We start from the raw sequence: 21,993 nt of genomic DNA on the forward strand, positions 1-21,993 counted from the left end.
GAAAGGCGGCGACACGCATGATCCGGCACCTGCTCTCCGGCGCCGATCTGGACGCCGGCACCGCCACCCTGGTCCTGGACACCGCCGCGGAGATGGCGACGGTGGCCGGCCGCGAGGTCAAGAAGCTGCCCGCGCTGCGCGGGCGCACCGTGGTCAACCTCTTCTACGAGGACTCCACCCGCACCCGGATCTCGTTCGAGGCGGCCGCCAAGCGGCTCAGCGCCGACGTGATCAACTTCTCCGCCAAGGGCTCCAGCGTGGCCAAGGGGGAGAGCCTGAAGGACACCGCGCTCACGCTCCAGGCCATGGGCGCGGACGCGGTCGTCGTCCGGCACCCCGCCTCCGGCGCACCGCACCGGCTCGCCGAGTGGGTGGACGGATCGGTGGTCAACGCCGGTGACGGCACCCACGAGCACCCCACCCAGGCGCTGCTCGACGCGTACACGATGCGGTCCCGGCTGGGCCGCCTCGACGGCCTGCACGTGGCGATCGTCGGCGACGTGCTGCACTCCCGGGTGGCCCGCTCCAACGTGCTGCTGCTGTCCACCCTCGGCGCGAAGGTGACACTGGTCGGCCCGCCCACCCTCATCCCGGTCGACATCGCCGCCGCCCTGGCCACCGGCACCGACGTCTGTTACGACCTCGACGCCGTTCTCCCAGATGTGGACGTGGTGATGATGCTGCGGGTGCAGCGCGAGCGGATGGGTGACTCCTACTTCCCGTCGGCCCGCGAGTACGCCCGACGCTACGGGCTCGACGGGCCGCGCATGCGCCGGCTGCCCGAGCACGCGATCGTCATGCACCCCGGCCCGATGAACCGGGGCATGGAGATCACGCCCGAGGTGGCCGACTCGCCCCGCTCCACCATCGTCGAACAGGTCGCCAACGGGGTCTCCGTGCGGATGGCCGTGCTCTACCTGCTGCTCGGAGGGAACAACCGGTGACCGCGTACCTCATCACAGGCGTCAGCATCGTCGGCGGCGAGCCGACCGACCTGCTCATCCGCGACGGCGTGGTGGCCGGGACGGGCCGCGGGCTCGCCGCGGACGACGCCACAGTCATCGACGCGACCGGCCTGGTCGCGCTGCCCGGCCTGGTCGACCTGCACACCCACCTGCGCGAGCCCGGCCGGGAGGACGCCGAGACGGTCGAGTCCGGCTCCCGGGCGGCGGCACTCGGCGGCTACACGGCGGTGTGCGCGATGGCGAACACCTCCCCGGTGGCCGACACCGCGGGCGTGGTGGAGCAGGTCTGGCGGCTCGGCCGGGAGGCCGGCCTGGTCGACGTGCAGCCGATCGGCGCGGTCACCGTCGGGCTGGCCGGCGAGCGCCTGGCCGAGCTGGGCGCGATGGCCGACTCGGCCGCCGGGGTGCGGATCTTCTCCGACGACGGGCACTGCGTGTCCGACCCGCGGCTGATGCGCCGGGCGCTGGAGTACGTCAAGGCGTTCGACGGCGTGATCGCCCAGCACGCCGAGGAGCCCCGGCTGACCGAGGGCGCGCAGATGCACGAGGGCGAGGTGTCCACCCGCCTCGGCCTGACCGGCTGGCCGGCCGTCGCCGAGGAGGCGATCATCGCCCGGGACGTGCTGCTGGCCGAGCACGTCGGCAGCCGGCTGCACGTCTGCCACGTCTCCACCGCCGGCAGCGTCGAGGTGCTGCGTCAGGCCAAGGCGCGCGGGGTACGGGTCACGGCCGAGGTGACGCCGCACCACCTGCTGCTGACCGACGAGAAAGCGGAGAGCTACGACCCGGTCTTCAAGGTCAACCCGCCGCTGCGCACCGCCACCGACATCGCCGCGCTGCGGGAGGCGCTGGCCGAGGGCGTGATCGACATCATCGCCACCGACCACGCCCCGCACGCCGTGGAGGACAAGGAGTGCGAGTGGGCGTACGCCCGGCCGGGCATGCTCGGCCTGGAGACGGCGCTGTCGATCGCGCTCGACGTGTTCGGCCCCCGCTGGGACCTGATCGCCGAGCGGATGTCCCGCACGCCGGCCCGGATCGCCGGGCTGGCCGGGCACGGCCTCGACCCGGCGCCCGGCGTACCGGCCAACCTGACCCTGGTCGACCCGGCCGCCCGGCGCGTCGTCGAACCGGCGGAGCTGGCCAGTCGCAGTCGCAACACCCCGTACGCCCGCATGACGCTGCCGGGTCGCATCGTGGCGACCTTCCTGCGTGGCGAGCCGACGGTCCTGGACGGAAAGGCTGTCAAGTGAGCGCGAGGAACGCAGCGGAGCGGAGTCCCGCAGTCGCGAACGAAAGGCGGGCCCGGTAATGGTGAAGCGTAGATCGGCGATCCTCGTCCTGGAGGACGGGCGCACGTTCCACGGCGAGGCGTACGGCAGCGTCGGGGAGACCTTCGGCGAGGCCGTCTTCAACACCGGCATGACCGGCTACCAGGAGACGCTCACCGACCCCTCGTACCACCGGCAGGTGGTGGTGCAGACCGCGCCGCACATCGGCAACACCGGCGTCAACAGCGAGGACGACGAGTCCGACCGGATCTGGGTGGCCGGGTACGTGGTGCGCGACCCGGCCCGGATCAGCTCCAACTGGCGGGCCGGCGGCGGCCTGGAGGACCGGCTCGCCGCCGAGGGCGTCGTCGGCATCAGCGGCGTGGACACCCGGGCGCTGACCCGGCACCTGCGCGAGCGCGGCGCGATGCGGGTCGGCATCTCCAGCGTCGAGGACGACCCGGCCGCCCTGCTGGAGCGGGTCCGCCGCTCGCCGCAGATGGTCGGCGCGAACCTGTCCGACGAGGTGACCACCGCCAAGCCGTACGTCGTCGAGGCGCAGGGCGAGCACCGGTTCACGGTGGCCGCCGTGGACCTGGGCATCAAGCGCAACGTGCCGCGCCGGCTCGCCGCCCGCGGCGTCACCACCCACGTGCTGCCCGCCGGGTCGACGATCGAGGACCTGCTCGCCACCGGCGCGGACGCGGTCTTCTTCTCGCCCGGCCCGGGCGACCCGGCGACCGCCGACGGCCCGGTGGCGCTGGCCCGGGAGGTGCTGACCCGGCGGATCCCGCTGTTCGGCATCTGCTTCGGCAGCCAGATCCTCGGCCGGGCGCTCGGCTTCGGCACCTACAAGCTCGGGTACGGCCACCGCGGCATCAACCAGCCGGTGCTCGACCGGGCCACCGGCAAGGTCGAGGTGACCAGCCACAACCACGGCTTCGCGGTGCAGGTGCCGGGTGCCGGGGACGGCGCCGTGGTGCCGGATCAGGTGATCCAGACCGAGTTCGGCGGTGTCCAGGTGTCACACGTCTGCCTCAATGACAACGTGGTCGAGGGCCTGCGGGCCGTGGACGTGCCCGCCTTCACCGTCCAGTACCACCCGGAGGCGGCGGCCGGCCCGCACGACGCGGACTACCTCTTCGACCGTTTCGCCGAGTTGATCGAAGGCCGTGGCTTCGACCGGAACCACAGTGAAGGCGGAAAGAATGCCTAAGCGGACCGACCTCAAGCACGTCCTGGTGATCGGCTCCGGGCCGATCGTGATCGGACAGGCCTGCGAGTTCGACTACTCCGGCACCCAGGCCTGCCGCGTGCTGCGCAGCGAGGGGATCCGGGTCAGCCTGGTCAACTCCAACCCGGCGACGATCATGACGGACCCGGAGTTCGCCGACGCCACGTACGTCGAGCCGATCACCCCGGAGTTCGTCGAGCTGGTCATCGCCAAGGAGCGCCCGGACGCGCTGCTGCCGACGCTCGGCGGGCAGACCGCGCTGAACACCGCTGTCGCGCTGCACGAGGCGGGCGTGCTGGAGAAGTACGGCGTCGAGCTGATCGGCGCGAACATCGAGGCGATCAACCGGGGCGAGGACCGGCAGCTGTTCAAGGAGATCGTCGCGAAGGCCGGCGTACGGCTGGGCCTGGACGATCCGTCGGCGCTGGTGCCGCGGTCGCGGGTCTGCCACTCGATGGACGAGGTCCGCGAGACGGTCGCCGAGCTGGGCCTGCCGGTGGTCATCCGGCCGTCGTTCACCATGGGCGGCCTCGGTTCCGGCATGGCGCACACCGACGAGGACCTGGAGCGCATCGCCGGTTCCGGCCTGGCGGCCAGCCCGGTGCACGAGGTGCTCATCGAGGAGAGCGTGCTCGGCTGGAAGGAGTACGAGCTCGAACTGATGCGCGACCGCCACGACAACGTGGTGGCGGTCTGCTCGATCGAGAACGTCGACCCGATGGGTGTGCACACCGGCGACAGCGTCACCGTCGCGCCGTCGATGACGCTCACCGACCGGGAGTACCAGCGGCTGCGTGACCTCGGCATCGCGGTGCTGCGCGAGGTCGGTGTGGACACCGGCGGCTGCAACATCCAGTTCGCGGTGAACCCGGCCGACGGCCGGATCGTCGTGATCGAGATGAACCCGCGGGTGTCGCGTTCCTCCGCGCTGGCGTCGAAGGCCACCGGCTTCCCGATCGCGAAGATCGCCGCGAAGCTCGCCATCGGCTACACGCTCGACGAGATCCCCAACGACATCACGCTGAAGACGCCCGCCGCGTTCGAGCCGACGCTCGACTACGTGGTGGTGAAGATCCCCCGGTTCGCGTTCGAGAAGTTCCCCGGCGCCGACCCGGAGCTGACCACCACGATGAAGTCGGTGGGCGAGGCGATGAGCCTGGGCCGCAACTTCACCGAGGCGCTGAACAAGGCGATGCGCTCGATGGAGACCAAGTCATCCGGTTTCTGGACCACTCCGGACCCGGAGGGCGCGACGAAGGAGAACACCCTCGCGGCGCTGCGCACGCCGCACGACGGCCGGCTCTACACGGTCGAGCGGGCGCTGCGCCTCGGCGCGTCGATCGCCGAGGTGTCCGAGGCGTCCGGCGGCATGGACCCGTGGTTCCTGGACCAGATCGCCTCGCTGGTCGAGCTGCGCGCCGAGATCGTGGACGCGCCGGTGCTCGACGCCGCCCTGCTGCGCCGGGCCAAGCGGGCCGGCCTGTCCGACCGGCAGCTCGCCGCGCTGCGTCCCGAGCTGGCCGCCGAGGACGGCGTCCGGACGCTGCGGCACCGGCTCGGCGTCCGGCCGGTCTACAAGACGGTGGACACCTGCGCGGCCGAGTTCGAGGCGACCACGCCGTATCACTACTCGACATACGACTCGGAGACCGAGGTGGCGCCCTCGGCGCGGCCGAAGGTGCTCATCCTGGGCTCCGGGCCGAACCGGATCGGTCAGGGCATCGAGTTCGACTACTCGTGCGTGCACGCGGTCCAGGCGTTGCGGGACGTGGACTACGAGACCGTCATGGTCAACTGCAACCCGGAGACCGTCTCCACCGACTACGACACCGCCGACCGGCTCTACTTCGAGCCGCTGACGTTCGAGGACGTGCTGGAGGTCTGGCACGCCGAGGACTCCTCCGGCAAGGAGGCGGGCGGCCCCGGCGTCATCGGGGTGATCGTGCAGCTCGGCGGGCAGACCCCGCTGGGCCTGGCGCAGCGGCTCAAGAACGCCGGGGTGCCGATCGTCGGCACCTCCCCGGAGTCGATCCACCTGGCCGAGGAGCGCGGCGCGTTCGGCGCGGTGCTGGCCCGGGCCGGGCTGCGCGCGCCCGCGCACGGCATGGCCACCTCGTACGACGAGGCGAAGGCGATCGCCGACGAGATCGGGTACCCGGTGCTGGTCCGCCCCTCGTACGTGCTCGGCGGGCGCGGCATGGAGATCGTGTACGACGACGCCACGCTGCGCGACTACATCGGCCGGGCCACCGCCATCTCGCCGGACCGGCCGGTGCTGGTGGACCGGTTCCTGGACGACGCCATCGAGATCGACGTGGACGCGCTCGTGGACGCCGACGGCGACGTCTACCTGGGCGGCGTGATGGAGCACATCGAGGAGGCCGGCATCCACTCCGGCGATTCGTCCTGCGCGCTGCCGCCGATCACCCTGGCCGGCTCGCACCTGGCCCAGGTGCGGCACTACACCGAGCAGATCGCCCGCGGCGTCGGGGTGCGCGGCCTGCTCAACGTCCAGTACGCGCTGCAGGGCGACATGCTCTACGTGCTGGAGGCCAATCCGCGCGCCTCCCGGACGGTACCGTTCGTCTCGAAGGCCACTGCGGTGCCGCTGGCGAAGGCGGCGGCCCGGATCGCGCTCGGCGCCACCGTCGCGCAGCTGCGCGCCGAGGGGATGCTGCCGCCCACCGGCGACGGCGGCACCATGCCGGCCGGCGCGCCGATCGCGGTCAAGGAGGCGGTGCTGCCGTTCAAGCGGTTCCGCACCCCGTCCGGCAAGGGCATCGACGTGCTGCTCGGCCCGGAGATGAAGTCCACCGGCGAGGTGATGGGCATCGACACCGGCTTCGGCCAGGCGTTCGCCAAGTCGCAGGCCGCCGCGTACGGGTCACTGCCGACCGCCGGGAAGATCTTCGTCTCGGTCGCCAACCGGGACAAGCGCGGCATGATCTTCCCGATCAAGCGCCTGGCCGACCTGGGCTTCGAGATCGTGGCCACCACCGGCACGGCCGAGGTGCTGCGCCGGCACGGCATCGCCTGCGAGCAGATCCGCAAGCACTATGAGTCGGGTGAGGGCGCGGACGCGGTCTCGCTGATCCTCGGCGGGGACGTGGCGCTGGTGGTGAACACGCCACAGGGTTCCGGGGCGAGCGCCCGTTCCGACGGGTACGAGATCCGCAGCGCGGCGGTGAGCGTGGACATCCCGTGCGTCACCACCGTTCCCGGCGCCGCAGCCGCCGTCATGGGCATCGAGGCCCGCATCCGGGGCGACCTGAAGGTCCGCCCGCTGCAGGATCTCCACGCCGCCCTCCGGGCGGGCGAGTGACCCCGCGTCTCAACACGCCGATCATGAGGTTGGCGGCGGATACGGAGATCCACATCGCCGTCAACCTCATGATCGACGGGGAAACCGGGCGGGCCGGGGGAGCCGGGCGGGGGGCCGGGGCGTGATCTTCGAGAAGGTGGTGCGGCCCCGGCTGTTCTCGCTCGCGGGCGGGGACGCGGAGGGGGCGCACGAGTGGACGCTGGCGCGGCTGGCCGCGGTGTCCCGGCAGCCGGCGGTCCTCGCCGCGCTGCGGGCGGCGTACTTCCGGTCGGCGCCGCGCACCGTGTTCGGGGTGCGCTTCCCCAACCCGGTCGGGCTGGCGGCCGGGATGGACAAGAACGGACTCGCGCTGCCGGCCTGGCCGGCACTGGGCTTCGGCTTCGTCGAGGTCGGCACCGTGACCGCGCACGCCCAGCCGGGCAACCCCCGGCCCCGGCTGTTCCGGCTGCGCGACAGCGAAGCCGTGATCAACCGGATGGGCTTCAACAACGCCGGTGCCGAGGCGCTGGCGGACCGGCTGGCCGCGTTGCCGCGCCCGCTCGGCGTGCCGCTGGGCATCTCGCTCGGCAAGTCCAAGGTGACCCCGCTGGACGAGGCGGTCGAGGACTACCTCGCCTCGTACCGGGCGCTCAAGGATCACGGCGACTACTTCGCGGTGAACGTGTCCTCACCGAACACCCCCGGGCTGCGGTCGCTTCAGGACCGGTCCCATCTGGACGCGTTGCTCGCCGCGCTGGTGGGGGAGAAGCCGGTGCTGGTGAAGATCGCCCCGGACCTGACCGAGCCGGCCGTGGCCGAGCTGCTGGAGGTGTGCCTCGACCGGGGCGCGGCCGGGGTCATCGCCACCAACACCACACTCGCCCGGGACGGGCTCGCCCCGGCCGACCGGGAGCGCGCCGCCGAGGCCGGCGGGCTGTCCGGCCGGCCGCTGACCGCCCGGGCCCGGGAGATGGTCGCCTTCGTGCACCGGGAGACAGGCGGCCGGCTGCCGGTGATCGGCGTGGGCGGCATCCTGCACCCCGACGACGCCACACGCATGTTCGACGCCGGCGCCTCCCTGCTCCAGCTCTACACCGGCTTCATCTACCGGGGCCCCGCCCTCACCCGAGCCATCACAACCCGAACCTGACCCGCGCGATCTTGCAGTTCCGGCCCCGGCACACCGCCCCATTCCGGGCGCTGCCGGGGCGGCAACTGCAAGATCGCGGGGGAGAGGGCCGAAGGAGGAGACGTGACGCCCGAGGAGATCCTGGAAGCCGACCGGCGGCACGTGTGGCACCCGTACGCCCCGATGCCCAGCGCCGGCGCGCCCTACGTGGTCGACAGCGCCGCGGGGGTGCGGCTGCGGCTCGCGGACGGGCGGGAGCTGGTCGACGGGATGTCGTCGTGGTGGGCGGCGATCCACGGCTACCGGCACCCGGTGCTCGACGCCGCGGTGACCGACCAGCTCGGGCGGATGAGTCACGTCATGTTCGGCGGGCTCACCCACGAGCCCGCCGTACGCCTGGCGCGCACGCTCGTCGAGCTGACCCCGGACGGCCTGGAACACGTCTTCCTGGCCGACTCCGGCTCGGTCAGCGTCGAGGTGGCGGTGAAGATGTGCCTGCAGTACCAGCGGGCGCTGGGACGCCCGCAGCGACGCCGGCTGGGCACCTGGCGGGGCGGCTACCACGGCGACACGTTCCACCCGATGAGCGTCTGCGACCCGGAGGGTGGCATGCACCACCTCTGGGGCGACGTGCTGCCCCGGCAGGTGTTCGCGCCGGTGCCGCCGCCAGGCTTCGACGCGGCGCCGGACCCGGCGTACGAGGCGGTGCTGGTGGAGGCGGTGGAGCGGCACGCCGGCGAACTGGCCGCGGTGATCGTCGAGCCGGTCGTCCAGGGCGCCGGCGGGATGCGGTTCCACCACCCGCACTATCTGCGCGTGCTGCGCGAGGTGACCCGGCGGCACGGCATCCTGCTGGTGTTCGACGAGATCGCCACCGGCTTCGGCCGGACCGGCCGGATGTTCGCCGCCGAGCACGCCGGCGTCACCCCGGACGTGCTCTGCGTCGGCAAGGCGCTCACCGGCGGGTACCTGACGCTCGCCGCGGCGCTGTGCACGCCCGAGGTGGCGCGGGCCATCTCCGCCGACGGGGTGCTGGCGCACGGGCCGACGTTCATGGGCAACCCGCTCGCCTGCGCCGTCGCCAACGCCTCCCTGGACCTCCTGCGGGCCGGGGACTGGGCGGGACGGGTGACGGGCATCGCCGACGGCCTGCGGGCCGGCCTGGCGCCGTTGCGGGACGCGCCCGGTGTGGCCGACGTACGCGTGCTCGGCGCGATCGGGGTGGTGCAGCTCGACCACGAGGTGGACCTGCCCCGGGCGACCGCCGCCGCGGTGGCCGAGGGGGTGTGGCTGCGCCCGTTCCGGGATCTCGTCTACACGATGCCGCCGTACGTCTGCGACGCCGCGGACGTGGCGCGGATCGCGGCCGGAGTGGCCGCGGCGGTCAAGGCCGGCTGAGCCCGGCCGGTTCGACAGGGCGCGACGGGAGGCCCGTCGCCGGACACGCCAGGCGGCCCGGAGCCGCCGGGAGAGGGAGAGACGCATGGAGACGTTCGGCGCCCGTCTGCACCGGGCCGTGGCGGAACGAGGGCCGCTCTGCGTGGGGATCGACCCGCACCCCGGGTTGCTGACCGCGTGGGGCCTGTCCGACGACGTGGCGGGCCTGGAGCGGTTCTGCGCCACCGTGGTGGAGGCGATCGGTGACCGGGTCGCCGTGGTCAAGCCGCAGTCGGCGTTCTTCGAGCGCTTCGGCGCCCGGGGCGTCGGCGTGCTTGAGTCAACTATCCGACAGTTGCGAGATTTGGGAGCGCTCACTCTGCTCGACGTCAAGCGAGGTGACATCGGCTCTACCGTCGCCGCGTACGCCTCGGCGTACCTCGATCCATCCAGCCCTCTGTATGTCGACGCGGTCACCGCGAGCCCCTACCTGGGAGTAGGTTCGCTCGCCCCGATGTTCTCCACCGCCGCCGAGCACGGTGGCGGGGTCTTCGTCCTGGCGCTCACCTCCAACCCGGAGGGTGCCTCCGTGCAGCGCGCCGTGGGCGTCGGCGGGCGCACCGTCGCGCAGACCGTGATCGACGAGATTTCCCAGCTCAACCGCGGTGCGGAGCCCCTCGGCAGCTTCGGTCTGGTGGTCGGCGCGACAGTCGGTGAGACGGGTCACGATCTGGACTCGGTCAACGGTCCGCTGCTCGCGCCGGGGCTGGGCGCGCAGGGCGGAACGCCCGCCGGGTTGCGTACCGTGTTCGGCGCCGCGCTGCCGTGGGTGCTGCCGTCGTACTCCCGGGAGGTGCTCGGCGCGGGCCCCGACCCGGCCGGCCTGCGGGCCGCCACCGAGCGGGTGCTGGCCGACTGCCGGGCCGCCCTGGGCACGGCGGACTGACTGACGGCTCGGTCACTTTGGGTTGATCATCGCGCGTCCACGTTGCCGAAATCTCCGTTGACCGCTAGTTTTCCCCGCGCTGGGAACCACGGACCCCTTTGGTTGCCAGCGACACCACGTTTCACAGATGCGGTGGGGCGCTCAGCCCGCCGTACTAGGGACCTGAGGAGAACTGGTGCCGCTCCCGTCACTGACCCCCGAGCAGCGCGCTGCCGCGCTGGAGAAGGCCGCGGAGATCCGCAAGGCCCGCGCTGAGCTGAAGGAGCAGCTCAAGCAGGGCAAGACCACCCTCGCCACCGTCCTCGAGCGGGCCGAGTCCGACGACGTCGTGGGCAAGCTGAAGGTTTCGGCCGTGCTCCAGGCGATGCCGGGCATCGGCAAGATCCGGGCCACCCAGATCATGGAGAAGCTCAAGATCGCGGACAGCCGTCGCCTGCGCGGCCTCGGCGAGCAGCAGCGCAAGGCTCTGCTCGGAGAGTTCGCCGCCAACTGAACGGCCCGCCGTGTAGAAACAAGCGGTGAGCACGGATGACGAGGCGCGCTCGGCGGCTCGGCTCACTGTCCTGTCCGGTCCCTCCGGGGCCGGCCGGAGCAGTGTCGTCGAGGCGGTCCGGGCGCGCCTTGCGTCTGTCTGCGTGCCGGTGGTCGCCACCACCCGCCCACCCCGTCCGGACGAGCGTGACGGCGTCGACCGCGTCTTCCTCGACGCGCCCGGCTTCGACCGGCTGATCGCCGCCGGGGAGCTGCTGGAGTGGTGCCGGATCGGGCCGTACCGCCGGGGGGTGCCCCGGGCCGAGGTGCGGGCGCGGCTCGCGGAGGGACGGCCGGTGCTGCTGCCGCTGGACCTGGCCGGCGCGCTGGCGGTACGGGTGGCGGCGCCCGGCGCCCGGCTGGTGCTGCTCGCGCCCCCGGCGTACCGGGCCGACCCGGACGTCGCGGCCCTCTTCGCCCATGCCGTGGCACACGACCACACCGAACGCGCCGCGGCGGAGCTGGTAGGATTGCTCGGTTCGTCCTTCCTGGCTCCGGCCCGACCGCCCGCGGGCGGCGCACGAGACGCAGAGGTTTAATTCGTGGGATCCATCGCCACCAACCCCGAGGGCATCACCAACCCGCCGATCGACGAGCTGCTCGAGAAGACCACCTCGAAGTACGCGCTGGTCATCTTCGCCGCCAAGCGCGCCCGTCAGGTCAACGCCTACTACAGCCAGCTCGGTGAGGGCCTCCTGGAGTACGTCGGCCCGCTGGTGGAGACCACCCCGCAGGAGAAGCCGCTCTCCATCGCCATGCGCGAGATCAACGCGGGCCTGCTCACCGCCGAGCCGACCGACCAGCCGTAACCCCGCCCGCGCCGATGCCCGCCGAGATCGTCCTCGGGGTCGGCGGCGGCATCGCCGCCTACAAGGCGTGTGAGCTGCTCCGGCTCTTCACCGAGTCGGGTCACCGGGTCCGGGTGGTGCCGACCGCCTCGGCGCTCCGCTTCGTCGGGGCGCCGACCTGGGCGGCCCTGTCCGGCCGGCCGGTCGCCGACGACGTCTGGTCCGACGTGCACGAGGTGCCGCACGTGCGGCTCGGGCAGCACGCCGACCTGGTCGTGGTCGCCCCGGCCACCGCCGACCTGCTCGCCAAGGCCGCCCACGGCCTCGCCGACGACCTGCTCACCAACACGCTGCTGACCGCCCGCTGCCCGGTGCTGCTGGCCCCGGCCATGCACACCGAGATGTGGGAGCACCCGGCGACCGTCGCGAACGTGGCCACGCTGCGCTCGCGGGGCGTCCGCGTGATCGAGCCGGCCGTGGGCCGGCTCACCGGGCGGGACACCGGCAAGGGCCGCCTGCCCGACCCGGCGGAGATCTTCGCGGTGGCCCGCCGGGCCCTGGCCCGCGGCGTCGAGGCCGAGGCCGATCTGGCCGGCCGGCACGTGGTGGTCACCGCCGGGGGCACCCGCGAGCCGCTGGACCCGGTCCGGTTCCTGGGCAACCGGTCGTCCGGCAAGCAGGGGTACGCGTTCGCCCGCGCCGCCGTGGCCCGGGGCGCCCGGGTCACGCTCGTCGCGGCCAACGTGGCGCTGCCCGACCCGGCCGGGGCGGACCTGGTCCGGGTGGGCACCACCGAGGAGCTGCGCGACGCCACGCTGGCGGCGGCCGCCGACGCGGACGCCGTGGTGATGGCCGCCGCGCCCGCCGACTTCCGGCCGGCCAGCTACGCCACCGGGAAGATCAAGAAGTCCGACGACGGTGTCGCGCCGACCATCGAGCTGGTCACCAACCCGGACATCGCCGTCGAGCTGGGGCGGCGTCGCCGGCCCGGGCAGGTGCTGGTGATCTTCGCCGCGGAGACCGACGACGCGGAGGCCAACGGCCGGGCCAAGCTGGCCCGCAAGGGGGCCGACATGATCGTGGTCAACGAGGTCGGCGTGGACAAGGTCTTCGGCGCCGACACCAACGCGGCCACCGTGATCGGCGCCGACGGCGCCGTGCACCGGCTGCCCGAGCAGCCCAAGGAGGCCCTGGCCGACGCCGTCTGGGACCTCGTCTGTCCGCGGCTGCCGTCGCGTTCCTGACGGTTGGTCGACCCGCGTTCATCGCGTCGCGGCGGAACGATGATGACTAAACTGCCGCCGAGCGACCTTTAAAAGTCTTCACATGCTTAGGAGTGCCGTGACACGTCTCTTCACGTCCGAATCGGTCACGGAGGGCCACCCGGACAAGATCGCCGACCAGATCAGTGACGGCATTCTCGACGCGCTGCTCGCCCAGGACCCGCACAGCCGGGTCGCGGTGGAGACGTTGATCACCACCGGTCAGGTGCACGTGGCCGGCGAGGTGACCACCAAGGCGTACGCCGACATCCCCACCATCGTCCGCGAGACCATCCTCGGCATCGGCTACGACTCGTCGAAGAAGGGCTTCGACGGCGCTTCCTGCGGCGTCAGCGTGTCCATCGGCGCCCAGTCGCCGGACATCGCCCAGGGCGTCGACAACGCCTTCGAGCTGCGTACCGGTGGGTCGGAGAGCGCGCTGGACGCGCAGGGCGCCGGCGACCAGGGCATGATGTTCGGCTTCGCCTGCTCCGAGACGCCCGAGCTGATGCCGCTGCCGATCGCGCTGGCGCACCGGCTGGCCCGGCGGCTCGCCGCGGTCCGCAAGGACGGCACGATCCCGTACCTGCGGCCGGACGGCAAGACGCAGGTCACCATCGAGTACGACGGGCTGCGCCCGGTCCGGCTCGACACCGTCGTCGTGTCCAGCCAGCACGCGGCGGACATCTCGCTGGAGTCGCTGCTCACCCCGGACATCCGGGACCACGTCATCGCCCCGGAGCTGGAGGGCCTCGGCCTGGAGACCGAGGGCTACCGGCTGCTGGTCAACCCGACCGGGCGGTTCGAGATCGGCGGCCCGATGGGTGACGCCGGCCTGACCGGCCGGAAGATCATCGTGGACACGTACGGCGGGTACGCCCGGCACGGCGGCGGCGCGTTCTCCGGCAAGGACCCGTCGAAGGTCGACCGGTCGGCCGCGTACGCGATGCGCTGGGTGGCCAAGAACGTTGTGGCCGCCGGGCTGGCCGAGCGGTGCGAGGCGCAGGTCGCGTACGCGATCGGCAAGGCGCACCCGGTGAGCCTGTTCATCGAGACGTTCGGCACCGAGACCGTGCCGGTCGCCTCGATCGAGAAGGCCGTGGCCGAGGTGTTCGACCTGCGTCCGGCCGCCATCATCCGGGACCTGCACCTGCTGCGCCCGATCTACCAGCAGACCGCCGCGTACGGCCACTTCGGCCGGGAGCTGCCGGAGCTGACCTGGGAGGGCACCGACCGGGCCGCCGACCTCAAGTCGGCCGCGGGAGCCTGACCGCCACCACGCGCCGCGACCGGCGACCCGCGCAGGGGTCGCCGGTCGCGCGCGTCTGCGTGGACGTGCCGCTGCCCCACCTCGACCGCCCGTTCGACTACCTGGTGCCGGAGGCGCTCGACGCCGACGCCCGGCCCGGGGTGCGGGTGAAGGTACGGTTCGCCGGGCAGCTCGTCGACGGCTGGCTGCTGGAGCGCGCCGAGTCGTCCGAGCACCCGAAGCTCGCGTACCTGGAGAAGGTCGTCTCCCCGGTGCCGGTGCTGTCCCCGGAGGTGGCCCGGCTGGCCCGCGCGGTCGCCGACAGGTACGCCGGCAGCCTCGCCGACGTGCTCCGGCTGGCGGTGCCGCCCCGGCACGCCCGCGCCGAGAAGGCCGTCACGACGGACACGCCACCCACCGACGAGCCCGCGCCCGACGGCACCGAACCTGACGGCAGCCCCACCGACGGCACCGCGCCTGCCGACGGCACCGCGCCCGCCAACGGCACCGCGCCCGGGGGCGTACCGTCCGAGGCCGCCGACGCGGGGGCCCGGCCGGGTGGCCGGGCGGAGGTGGATCCGCGCGGCTGGCGGGACTACCCGGCCGGGCCGGCGCTGCTGCGCGCGCTCACCGACGGCCGGCCCGCCCGCGCGGTCTGGTCGGCGTTGCCGGGGGAGGACTGGGCCGACCGGTACGCCGACGCGGTCGCCGCCACGGTGGCCGGTGGCCGTGGTGCCGTGGTCGTGGTGGCCGACGCCCGTGACCTGGACCGGCTCGACGCCGCCCTGACCGCGGTGCTCGGCGCGGGACGCCACGTCCGGCTCGCCGCCGCCGACGGTCCGGCCCGCCGCTACCGGGCCTTCCTCACCGCCCGGACGGGCGGGGTGGACGTGGTGATCGGCACCCGGGCGGCGATGTTCGCCCCGGTGCGGCGGCTCGGCCTGGTGGCGATCTGGGACGACGGCGACGACCTGCACGGCGAACCGCGGGCGCCCTACCCGCACGCCCGGGACGTGCTGCTGACCCGGGCGCAGCTCGGCGACATCGCCGCGGTGGTCGGCGGCTACGCCCGTACCGCCGAGGCGCAGTTGCTGGTGGAGACCGGCTGGGCGCGCGAGGTGGTGGCCGACCGGGCGGTGGTGCGCGCGCGTACCCCGGCCCTGGCGCCCACCGGCGACGACCCGCAACTGGCCCGCGATCCCGGCGCGGCCTCGGCACGGCTGCCGAGCCTGGCCTGGACCACCGCCCGGGACGCGCTGCGCGCGGACCTGCCGGTGCTGGTGCAGGTGCCGCGCCGGGGTTACGTGCCGTCGGTGGCCTGTGCCGACTGCCGCGCCCCGGCCCGCTGCCCGCACTGCGCCGGGCCGCTCGCGCTGCCGTCGGCGCAGGGCACGCCCGCCTGCCGCTGGTGCGGGCGGGTGGCCGCCGCGTACGCCTGCCCGGAGTGCGGCGGGCGGCGGCTGCGCGCCTCGGTGACCGGTGCCCGGCGGACCGCCGAGGAGCTGGGCCGGGCGTTCCCCGGCGTGCCGGTGCGGACCTCGGGGCGGGAGGAGGTGCTGGCGACGGTGCCGGGCGGCGCCGGGCTGGTGATCGCCACCCCGGGCGCGGAGCCGGTCGCGGAGGGCGGGTACGGCGCGGTGCTGCTGCTCGACTCGTGGGCGCTGCTGACCCGGGCCGACCTGCGGGCCGGCGAGGAGGCGCTGCGGCGCTGGATGGCCGCCGCCGCGCTGGCCCGGCCCGGTACGGCAGGTGGCCGGGTGGTGGTGGTCGCGGACGGCGCGCTGGCCCCGGTGCAGGCGCTGCTGCGGTGGGACTCCGCCTGGTTCGCGGCCCGGGAACTGGCCGAGCGGCGCGAGCTGGGCTTCCCGCCGGCGGTCCGGATGGCGAGCGTCACCGGCGCGGCCGAGGCGGTGGCCGACCTGCTCGCCGGCGCCCGGCTGCCGGGCGACGCCGAGGTGCTCGGCCCGGTGCCGGCCGACGAGGGCCGGGAGCGGATGCTGGTACGCGTGCCCCGGTCCCGGGCCGCCGCGATGGCCGAGGCGCTGCACGCCGCCGCCGGGCAGCGCAGCGCCCGCAAGGCGGCCGACCCGGTACGGCTCCAGGTCGATCCGCTCACCCTGTTCTGATCGGACGCGATCGCGTGACAGTGCGCACGCGGACCCTCGCGCACGGTCGTGACCTGGGGTTTGCCGCACACCTGGTCCGGCAATCGAGTAGCGGGCGGTGATAGCATCGCCCGTCATGCCCAGCCGTGCGGTTTTCCCGCGCGGGACGCGGCGCGGCGGGTGCCAGAGCACGTCGGGCCGACACGGATTCGATGTCGTCAGTCAGCCGGTGAGCAGGGGTGGACCAGTCGTGACCGTTCGTCAGTCGATCGTCTTCAACGGTGACCTCGGCAGTGGCAAGAGCACCGTCTCGGTCGAGATCGCCAAGCGGCTCGGGCTGCGCCGGGTCAGCGTCGGCGACCTCTACCGCCAGATGGCCCAGGAGCGGCAGATGACCGCCCTCCAGCTCAACCTGCACGCCGAGCTGGACCAGGCCGTCGACGGGTACGTCGACCAGCTCCAGCGCGACATCGCCGCCTCCGGTGAGTCCCTGGTCATGGACTCCCGCCTGGCCTGGCACTTCTTCACCGACGCGCTCAAGGTGCACATGATCACCGAGCCGACCGAGGCGGCCCGGCGCGTGCTCGCCCGCCCGTCCGGCCCGGCCGAGAGCTACACCTCGCTGGAGGAGGCGCGGGCCAAGCTGCGCGAGCGCAGCGAGAGCGAGCGCGGCCGGTTCATCGTCCGGTACGGCGTCGACAAGGCCCGCCTGCGCAACTACGACCTGGTCTGCGACACCACCCGGGCCAACCCGGAGCAGGTCATCCAGCACGTCATCGACGTCTACGAGGGCCGCCTCGGCGCGGACGTGCTGCGCGCCGGCCGGCCGCTGCTGCTGCTCGACCCGAACCGGGTGTACCCCACCGAGGACGTGTCGACGCTGCGCGGCCTCTGGGACTCCGACGCCGCCGCCGAGGCGGCCGGACGCGACGAGGAGCCGGAGCCGCTGAGCATCGGCTACACCGGCGAGTACTTCTTCGTCGTCGACGGCCACCGGCGGCTCAGCGCGGCGGTGCGCGCCGGCCTGCCGATGGTCCCGGCCCGGCTGGTCGCCGAGGTGGACGAGCCGGTGGTCGGCGGGATCAGCGCCGTCGACTTCTTCACCGCGCAGGCCCGCCCGGGGCTCATCCACGACTGGGAGGACGCGCACGGCATCACGCTGCCGCTGCCGGAGCACGCGCTGCTCGGCGGCGGCCCGGTGCTCGCCGGGGAGCCGGGCGCCGGCGCCTGACCGCCGGGGACACCGCCACCTCGCCGTCACGGGTTCACCCGATCCGGCGGGCCGGAGCATGATGAAGGCCTCCGATGCCTGGGGAGGCGGAATCGTGGATCCGACCGACGCGCTCGCGCTGCTGATGTCCCCCGAGGGTCGTCTCGACCCCTATCCGACGTACGAGCGGCTGCGCGCGCACGGCCCGGTGGTCCAGGCCGGGCCGGTCTTCTACGTGGTCACCGGCTACGCCGAGGCCGACGCGATCCTGCGCGACGCCCGGTTCGGGTGATGGACGACGCGCTGCGCGACCAGTTCATGCCCGGCTGGCGGGAGAGCCCGGCCGTGCTGTCGATCTCCCGGTCGATGCTGCGCACCAACCCGCCCGACCACAGCCGGATGCGGCGGCTGGCCGCCGGCGCGTTCACCCCGCGCCGGATCGCCGCGATGCGCGACGTGGTGCGGGCGCAGGCCGACGAGCTGGTCGACGCGATGCTCGCCGCCGACGAGCCGGTCGACTTCATGGCCGCGTTCGCGTACCCCCTGCCGGTCGGCGTGATCTGCGCGCTGCTCGGCGTGCCGGCGGCGGACCGGCCGCTGTTCCGGCGCTGGGCCACCGACCTGACCGGCGTGCTCGAACCGGAGATCACAGCCGACGAGCTGGCGGTGGCCGACCGGGGCGCGACCGAGCTGCGGGGCTACTTCACCGAGCTGGTGGCGGCCCGCCGCCGGGCCCCGGCCGACGACCTCACCACCGCGCTGGTCCAGGCGCACGACGGTGGCGACCGGCTCTCCGGCGACGAGCTGCTGGCCAACCTCATCGTGCTGCTGGTGGCCGGCTTCGAGACCACCACCAACCTGCTCGGCAACGGCCTGGTGGCGCTGCTGGAGCATCCGCGCGCCGCGGCGGCGCTGCGCGAGCGGCCCGACCTCGCCCCCGCGTACGTCGACGAGCTGCTGCGCTACGACTCACCGGTGCAGCTCACCTCGCGGATGAGCACCGCGCCGTCCCGGTACGGCGACGTCGACCTGCCGCCGGAGAGCTGGGTCATCGTGCTGCTCGGCGCGGCCAACCGGGATCCCCGCCGCTATCCCGATCCGGCCCGCTTCGACCCGTGGCGGGCGCAGATCGCGCCGCTCTCATTCGGCGCCGGGCCGCACTACTGCCTCGGCGCGGCGCTGGCCCGGCTGGAGGCGCAGGTGGCGTTCCCGCTGCTGCTGCGCCGGCTGCCCGGGCTGGCAGTGGCGGGCCGGCCCGAGCGGCGGGTCCGGCTCACCCTGCGTGGTCACGCCACGCTGCCGGTGAGCGTGGGGTGGGAGGCGGCCCCGGTCACCGTTCCCGGTACGCCACCCGGGGCGGCCGGGCCGACTCCGTAGACTGGACGCGCATCGTTCGACCCAGACAAGGAGCCACGCCGAGTGACCGTCCAGCCCATCCGTCTGTTCGGCGATCCGGTGCTGCGCACGCCGGCCGACCCGGTCGTCGACTTCGACGCCGAGCTGCGCAAGCTGATCGCCGACCTGACCGACACGATGCGCGAGCAGAGCGGCGCCGGCCTGGCCGCGCCGCAGCTCGGGGTGGGCCTGCGGGTGTTCACCTTCGACGTCGACGACGTCCTCGGCCACCTGGTCAACCCGGTGCTGGAGTTCCCCGACTCCGAGGAACAGGACGGCCCGGAGGGCTGCCTGTCCATCCCCGGGCTCTACTTCGACACCAAGCGCCGGCAGAACGTGATCGCCAAGGGCTTCAACGGCTACGGCGACCCGTTGCAGATCGTCGGCACCGGCCTGATGGCCCGCTGCGTGCAGCACGAGACCGACCACCTCGACGGGGTGCTCTTCGTCGACCGGCTCGACGCGGCCGGCCGCAAGGAGGCCATGAAGGCGATCCGCCAGGCCGAGTGGTACGACCAGGCCGCGCCGCCGACGGTCAAGCTCAGCCCGCACGCCGCCGGCAACCCGTTCGGCCTGGGGCGGTGACCCGGATGCGCCTGATCTTCGCCGGCACGCCGGCTGTCGCCGTACCGGCCCTGGACGCGATCGCCGCCTCCGGGCACGAGCTGCTCGCCGTGGTCACCCGCCCCGACGCCCCGGCCGGGCGGGGCCGGGGACTGGTCCGCTCGCCGGTCGGCGCGTGGGCCGACGCGCACGGCGTCGAGGTGCTCACCCCGGCCCGTCCGCGTGAGCCGGAGTTCCTCGACCGGCTGCGCGAGCTGGCGCCGGACTGCGTACCGGTGGTCGCCTACGGCGCGCTGGTGCCGCCGGTGGCGCTGGAGATCCCCCGGCACGGCTGGATCAACCTGCACTTCTCCCTGCTGCCCGCCTGGCGCGGCGCCGCGCCCGTGCAGCACGCCGTGCTGCACGGCGACGAGCTGACCGGGGCCAGCGTCTTCGAGCTGGAGGAAGGGCTGGACACCGGCCCGGTGTACGGCACCGTCACCGACGAGATCCGTCCCGCCGACACCTCCGGTGACCTGCTGGAACGGCTCGCGCACTCCGGCGCCGGGCTGCTGGTCGCGGTCCTCGACGCGATCGGCGCCGGCACCGCCCGGGCCGTGCCGCAGCCGGCCGACGGGGTCTCACTCGCCCCGAAGCTCACAGTGGAGGACGCCCGCGTCCGCTGGGGCGACCCCGCGTTCGCGGTGGACCGGCGCATCCGCGCCTGCACGCCCGCGCCCGGCCCGTGGACCACGTTCCGCGACGACCGGGTCAAGCTCGGCCCGGTCACCCCGCTGCCCGACGGCCCGGAGCTGAAGCCGGGGGAGCTGCACGTGGAGAAGTCCGGTGTGCTGGTCGGCACCGCCACCACGCCGGTGCGCCTCGGCGAGGTGCGCGCCGCAGGCAAGAAGGCCATGCCCGCCGGCGACTGGGCTCGCGGCGCCCGGGTCACCGCCGGCGAGGTGTTCGCGTGACGGGGCCGCAGCGCCCGGACCGGCCCGTCGAGGGCGAGCGTCCCGGGGGGTACGCGCGTGAGCACGGCGACCGGCCCGGCGGCGAGCGCCGGGGCGACGACCGTTTCGGCGACCGTGAGCGTGGCGCCCGGCAGCGCTCCGACCGGCCCGCCGCGGACCGGCGTGCCGGCGACCGGTTCGGCGGCGACCGTGAGCGCGGCGACCGGCGGGGCGGGGACCGGCCCGGCGGCGACCGGCGAGGCGGGGACCGGTTCGGTGGGGACCGGCGGGGCGGGCGTCCGGCCCGTCCGGCAGTCGACCTGCCCCGGCAGATCGCGTACGAGGCGATCGCGGCGGTGCACCGCGACGACGCGTACGCCAACCTGGTGCTCCCGGCGATGCTGCGCGAGGCCGGGCTGACCGGCCGGGACGCCGCGTTCGCCACCGAGCTGACCTACGGCACGCTGCGGCACACCGGCACGCTCGACGCGATCGTCACCGACGCGGCCGGGCGGGACGTGCAGCGCATCGACCCGCCGGTGCGCGACGCGCTGCGGCTCGGGGCGTACCAGATCCTGCACACCCGGGTGCCCGCGCACGCCGCGGTGTCCTCCACCGTGGACCTGGTCCGGTCCGTGGGGCCGGGCGCCACCGGGTTCGCCAACGCGGTGCTGCGGGAGATCACCAGCCGGGACGCCGACGCCTGGGTGGCGAAGCTCGCCCCGGCGCAGGAGACCGACCCGATCGGGCACCTCGCGCTCGCGTACAGCCATCCGCAGTGGATCGTGCGGTCGTTCGCCGAGGCACTCGGCGGCGACATGGGCGAGACGACCCGGCTGCTCATCGAGGACAACGAGCGCCCGCCGGTGCACCTGTGCGCCCGGCCGGGCCTGGCCGATCCGGTGGCGCTCGCCGACGAGGTGGGCGGCGCGCCCGGCGCGTTCTCGCCGTACGCGGTCTACCTGCCCGGCGGCGCGCCGGGCGATCTGCCGGCGGTGGCCGACGGCCGCGCGCACGTGCAGGACGAGGGTTCCCAGTTGGTGGCGGACGCGCTGGTGGCGGCACCGCTGGACGGCCCGGACGGCCGGTGGCTGGACCTGTGCGCGGGTCCGGGCGGCAAGTCGGGCCTGCTCGGCGCGCTCGCCGCGACCCGTGGTGCCCGGCTGACAGCTGTCGAGGTGGCCGAGCACCGGGCCCGGCTGGTCGCCCAGGCCACCCGCGGGCTGCCGGTGACTGTGGTGCACACGGACGGGCGCACAGTGGGCAGCGACCCGAAGCTGCCGGAGGAGCACTTCGACCGGGTGCTCGTGGACGCGCCGTGCACCGGGCTGGGCGCGCTGCGCCGTCGCCCGGAGTCGCGGTGGCGCCGCCAGCCGTCGGACCTGCCGCCGCTGACCCGGTTGCAGCGGGAACTGCTCACCGCCGGGCTGCGGGCGGCCCGGCCGGGCGGCCTGGTCGCGTACGTGACGTGCTCGCCGCACGTGGTGGAGACGCACGTGACGGTGACCGAGGCGGCCCGGCGGTGCGGCTTCGACGTCGACTTCGTCGACGCGCGGCCGTTGCTGCCGGCCGGCATGCCGGGCCTGGGCGACGGCCCCACTGTGCAGCTCTGGCCGCACCGCCACGGCACCGACGCCATGTTCCTGGCGGTCCTCCGCCGGGTCTGACCCACCTCTCCTCGCAGTCGATCAAGGAGTTCGTGTCGCCTGGGCCGCCGTGCCCGGACACGAACTC

The 21,993-nt window shown here is 74.0% G+C and carries 17 protein-coding genes and 1 pseudogene; all 18 read left to right on the forward strand.

What is annotated here, in order from left to right; translation table 11 throughout:
- Positions 1-17 precede the first annotated feature (17 nt).
- A complete protein-coding gene (locus tag FB455_RS07640; RefSeq protein ID WP_013285507.1) occupies positions 18-944 on the forward strand; it encodes an aspartate carbamoyltransferase catalytic subunit in 927 nt (308 codons plus the stop codon).
- Complete coding sequence (locus FB455_RS07645) at positions 941-2,218, forward strand: dihydroorotase (RefSeq protein WP_013474896.1); 1,278 nt, start codon at positions 941-943, stop codon at positions 2,216-2,218. Before FB455_RS07640 ends, FB455_RS07645 begins: the two co-directional genes overlap by 4 nt.
- Before the next feature lie 61 nt (positions 2,219-2,279).
- Complete coding sequence (gene carA / locus FB455_RS07650) at positions 2,280-3,452, forward strand: glutamine-hydrolyzing carbamoyl-phosphate synthase small subunit (protein WP_030271042.1); 1,173 nt, start codon at positions 2,280-2,282, stop codon at positions 3,450-3,452.
- A complete protein-coding gene (carB, locus tag FB455_RS07655; protein ID WP_145752693.1) occupies positions 3,445-6,792 on the forward strand; it encodes a carbamoyl-phosphate synthase large subunit in 3,348 nt (1,115 codons plus the stop codon). The genes carA and carB overlap by 8 nt, the downstream gene beginning before the upstream one ends.
- 121 nt (positions 6,793-6,913) lie before the next feature.
- A complete protein-coding gene (locus tag FB455_RS07660; RefSeq protein ID WP_013285512.1) occupies positions 6,914-7,921 on the forward strand; it encodes a quinone-dependent dihydroorotate dehydrogenase in 1,008 nt (335 codons plus the stop codon).
- Positions 7,922-8,023: 102 nt separating this feature from the next.
- Complete coding sequence (locus FB455_RS07665) at positions 8,024-9,298, forward strand: adenosylmethionine--8-amino-7-oxononanoate transaminase (protein WP_145752695.1); 1,275 nt, start codon at positions 8,024-8,026, stop codon at positions 9,296-9,298.
- An 85-nt stretch (positions 9,299-9,383) separates the two neighbouring features.
- A complete protein-coding gene (gene pyrF, locus FB455_RS07670) occupies positions 9,384-10,223 on the forward strand; it encodes an orotidine-5'-phosphate decarboxylase (protein WP_145752697.1) in 840 nt (279 codons plus the stop codon).
- A gap of 175 nt (positions 10,224-10,398) precedes the next feature.
- Positions 10,399-10,716 carry an integration host factor, actinobacterial type gene (mihF, locus tag FB455_RS07675; protein ID WP_013285515.1) on the forward strand — a complete coding sequence of 106 codons (318 nt, stop codon included), beginning with the start codon at positions 10,399-10,401 and terminating at the stop codon, positions 10,714-10,716.
- A 25-nt stretch (positions 10,717-10,741) separates the two neighbouring features.
- Complete coding sequence (locus FB455_RS07680; protein WP_030271049.1) at positions 10,742-11,293, forward strand: guanylate kinase; 552 nt, start codon at positions 10,742-10,744, stop codon at positions 11,291-11,293.
- Between the two features lie 3 nt (positions 11,294-11,296).
- Complete coding sequence (gene rpoZ / locus FB455_RS07685; RefSeq protein ID WP_013285517.1) at positions 11,297-11,563, forward strand: DNA-directed RNA polymerase subunit omega; 267 nt, start codon at positions 11,297-11,299, stop codon at positions 11,561-11,563.
- Positions 11,564-11,577: 14 nt separating this feature from the next.
- Entirely contained in the window at positions 11,578-12,786 is a 1,209-nt protein-coding gene (gene coaBC / locus FB455_RS07690) for a bifunctional phosphopantothenoylcysteine decarboxylase/phosphopantothenate--cysteine ligase CoaBC (protein WP_013285518.1), read from the forward strand.
- Positions 12,787-12,868: 82 nt separating this feature from the next.
- On the forward strand, positions 12,869-14,074 hold the full coding sequence (metK, locus tag FB455_RS07695) for a methionine adenosyltransferase (protein ID WP_030271053.1): 1,206 nt from the start codon (positions 12,869-12,871) through the stop codon (positions 14,072-14,074).
- Positions 14,075-14,133: 59 nt separating this feature from the next.
- Positions 14,134-16,179: a primosomal protein N' gene (locus FB455_RS07700; protein ID WP_145752699.1), complete on the forward strand. Its 2,046-nt coding sequence runs from the start codon at positions 14,134-14,136 to the stop codon at positions 16,177-16,179.
- A gap of 229 nt (positions 16,180-16,408) precedes the next feature.
- Positions 16,409-17,389, forward strand: a complete 981-nt coding sequence (locus FB455_RS07705; RefSeq protein WP_013285521.1) for an AAA family ATPase — start codon at positions 16,409-16,411, stop codon at positions 17,387-17,389.
- A 94-nt stretch (positions 17,390-17,483) separates the two neighbouring features.
- Positions 17,484-18,745, forward strand: a pseudogene (locus tag FB455_RS07710) (cytochrome P450).
- Positions 18,746-18,787: 42 nt separating this feature from the next.
- The gene (gene def, locus FB455_RS07715; protein WP_013285523.1) at positions 18,788-19,348 is read left to right on the forward strand and encodes a peptide deformylase; all 561 of its coding nucleotides are present in this window, start codon (positions 18,788-18,790) and stop codon (positions 19,346-19,348) included.
- A gap of 5 nt (positions 19,349-19,353) precedes the next feature.
- A complete protein-coding gene (fmt, locus tag FB455_RS07720) occupies positions 19,354-20,280 on the forward strand; it encodes a methionyl-tRNA formyltransferase (protein WP_013285524.1) in 927 nt (308 codons plus the stop codon).
- Positions 20,277-21,926 carry an RsmB/NOP family class I SAM-dependent RNA methyltransferase gene (locus tag FB455_RS07725; protein WP_030271059.1) on the forward strand — a complete coding sequence of 550 codons (1,650 nt, stop codon included), beginning with the start codon at positions 20,277-20,279 and terminating at the stop codon, positions 21,924-21,926. Before fmt ends, FB455_RS07725 begins: the two co-directional genes overlap by 4 nt.
- The last annotated feature ends 67 nt before the right edge of the window (positions 21,927-21,993 follow it).

The organism is Micromonospora sp. CNZ296 (assembly GCF_007827635.1).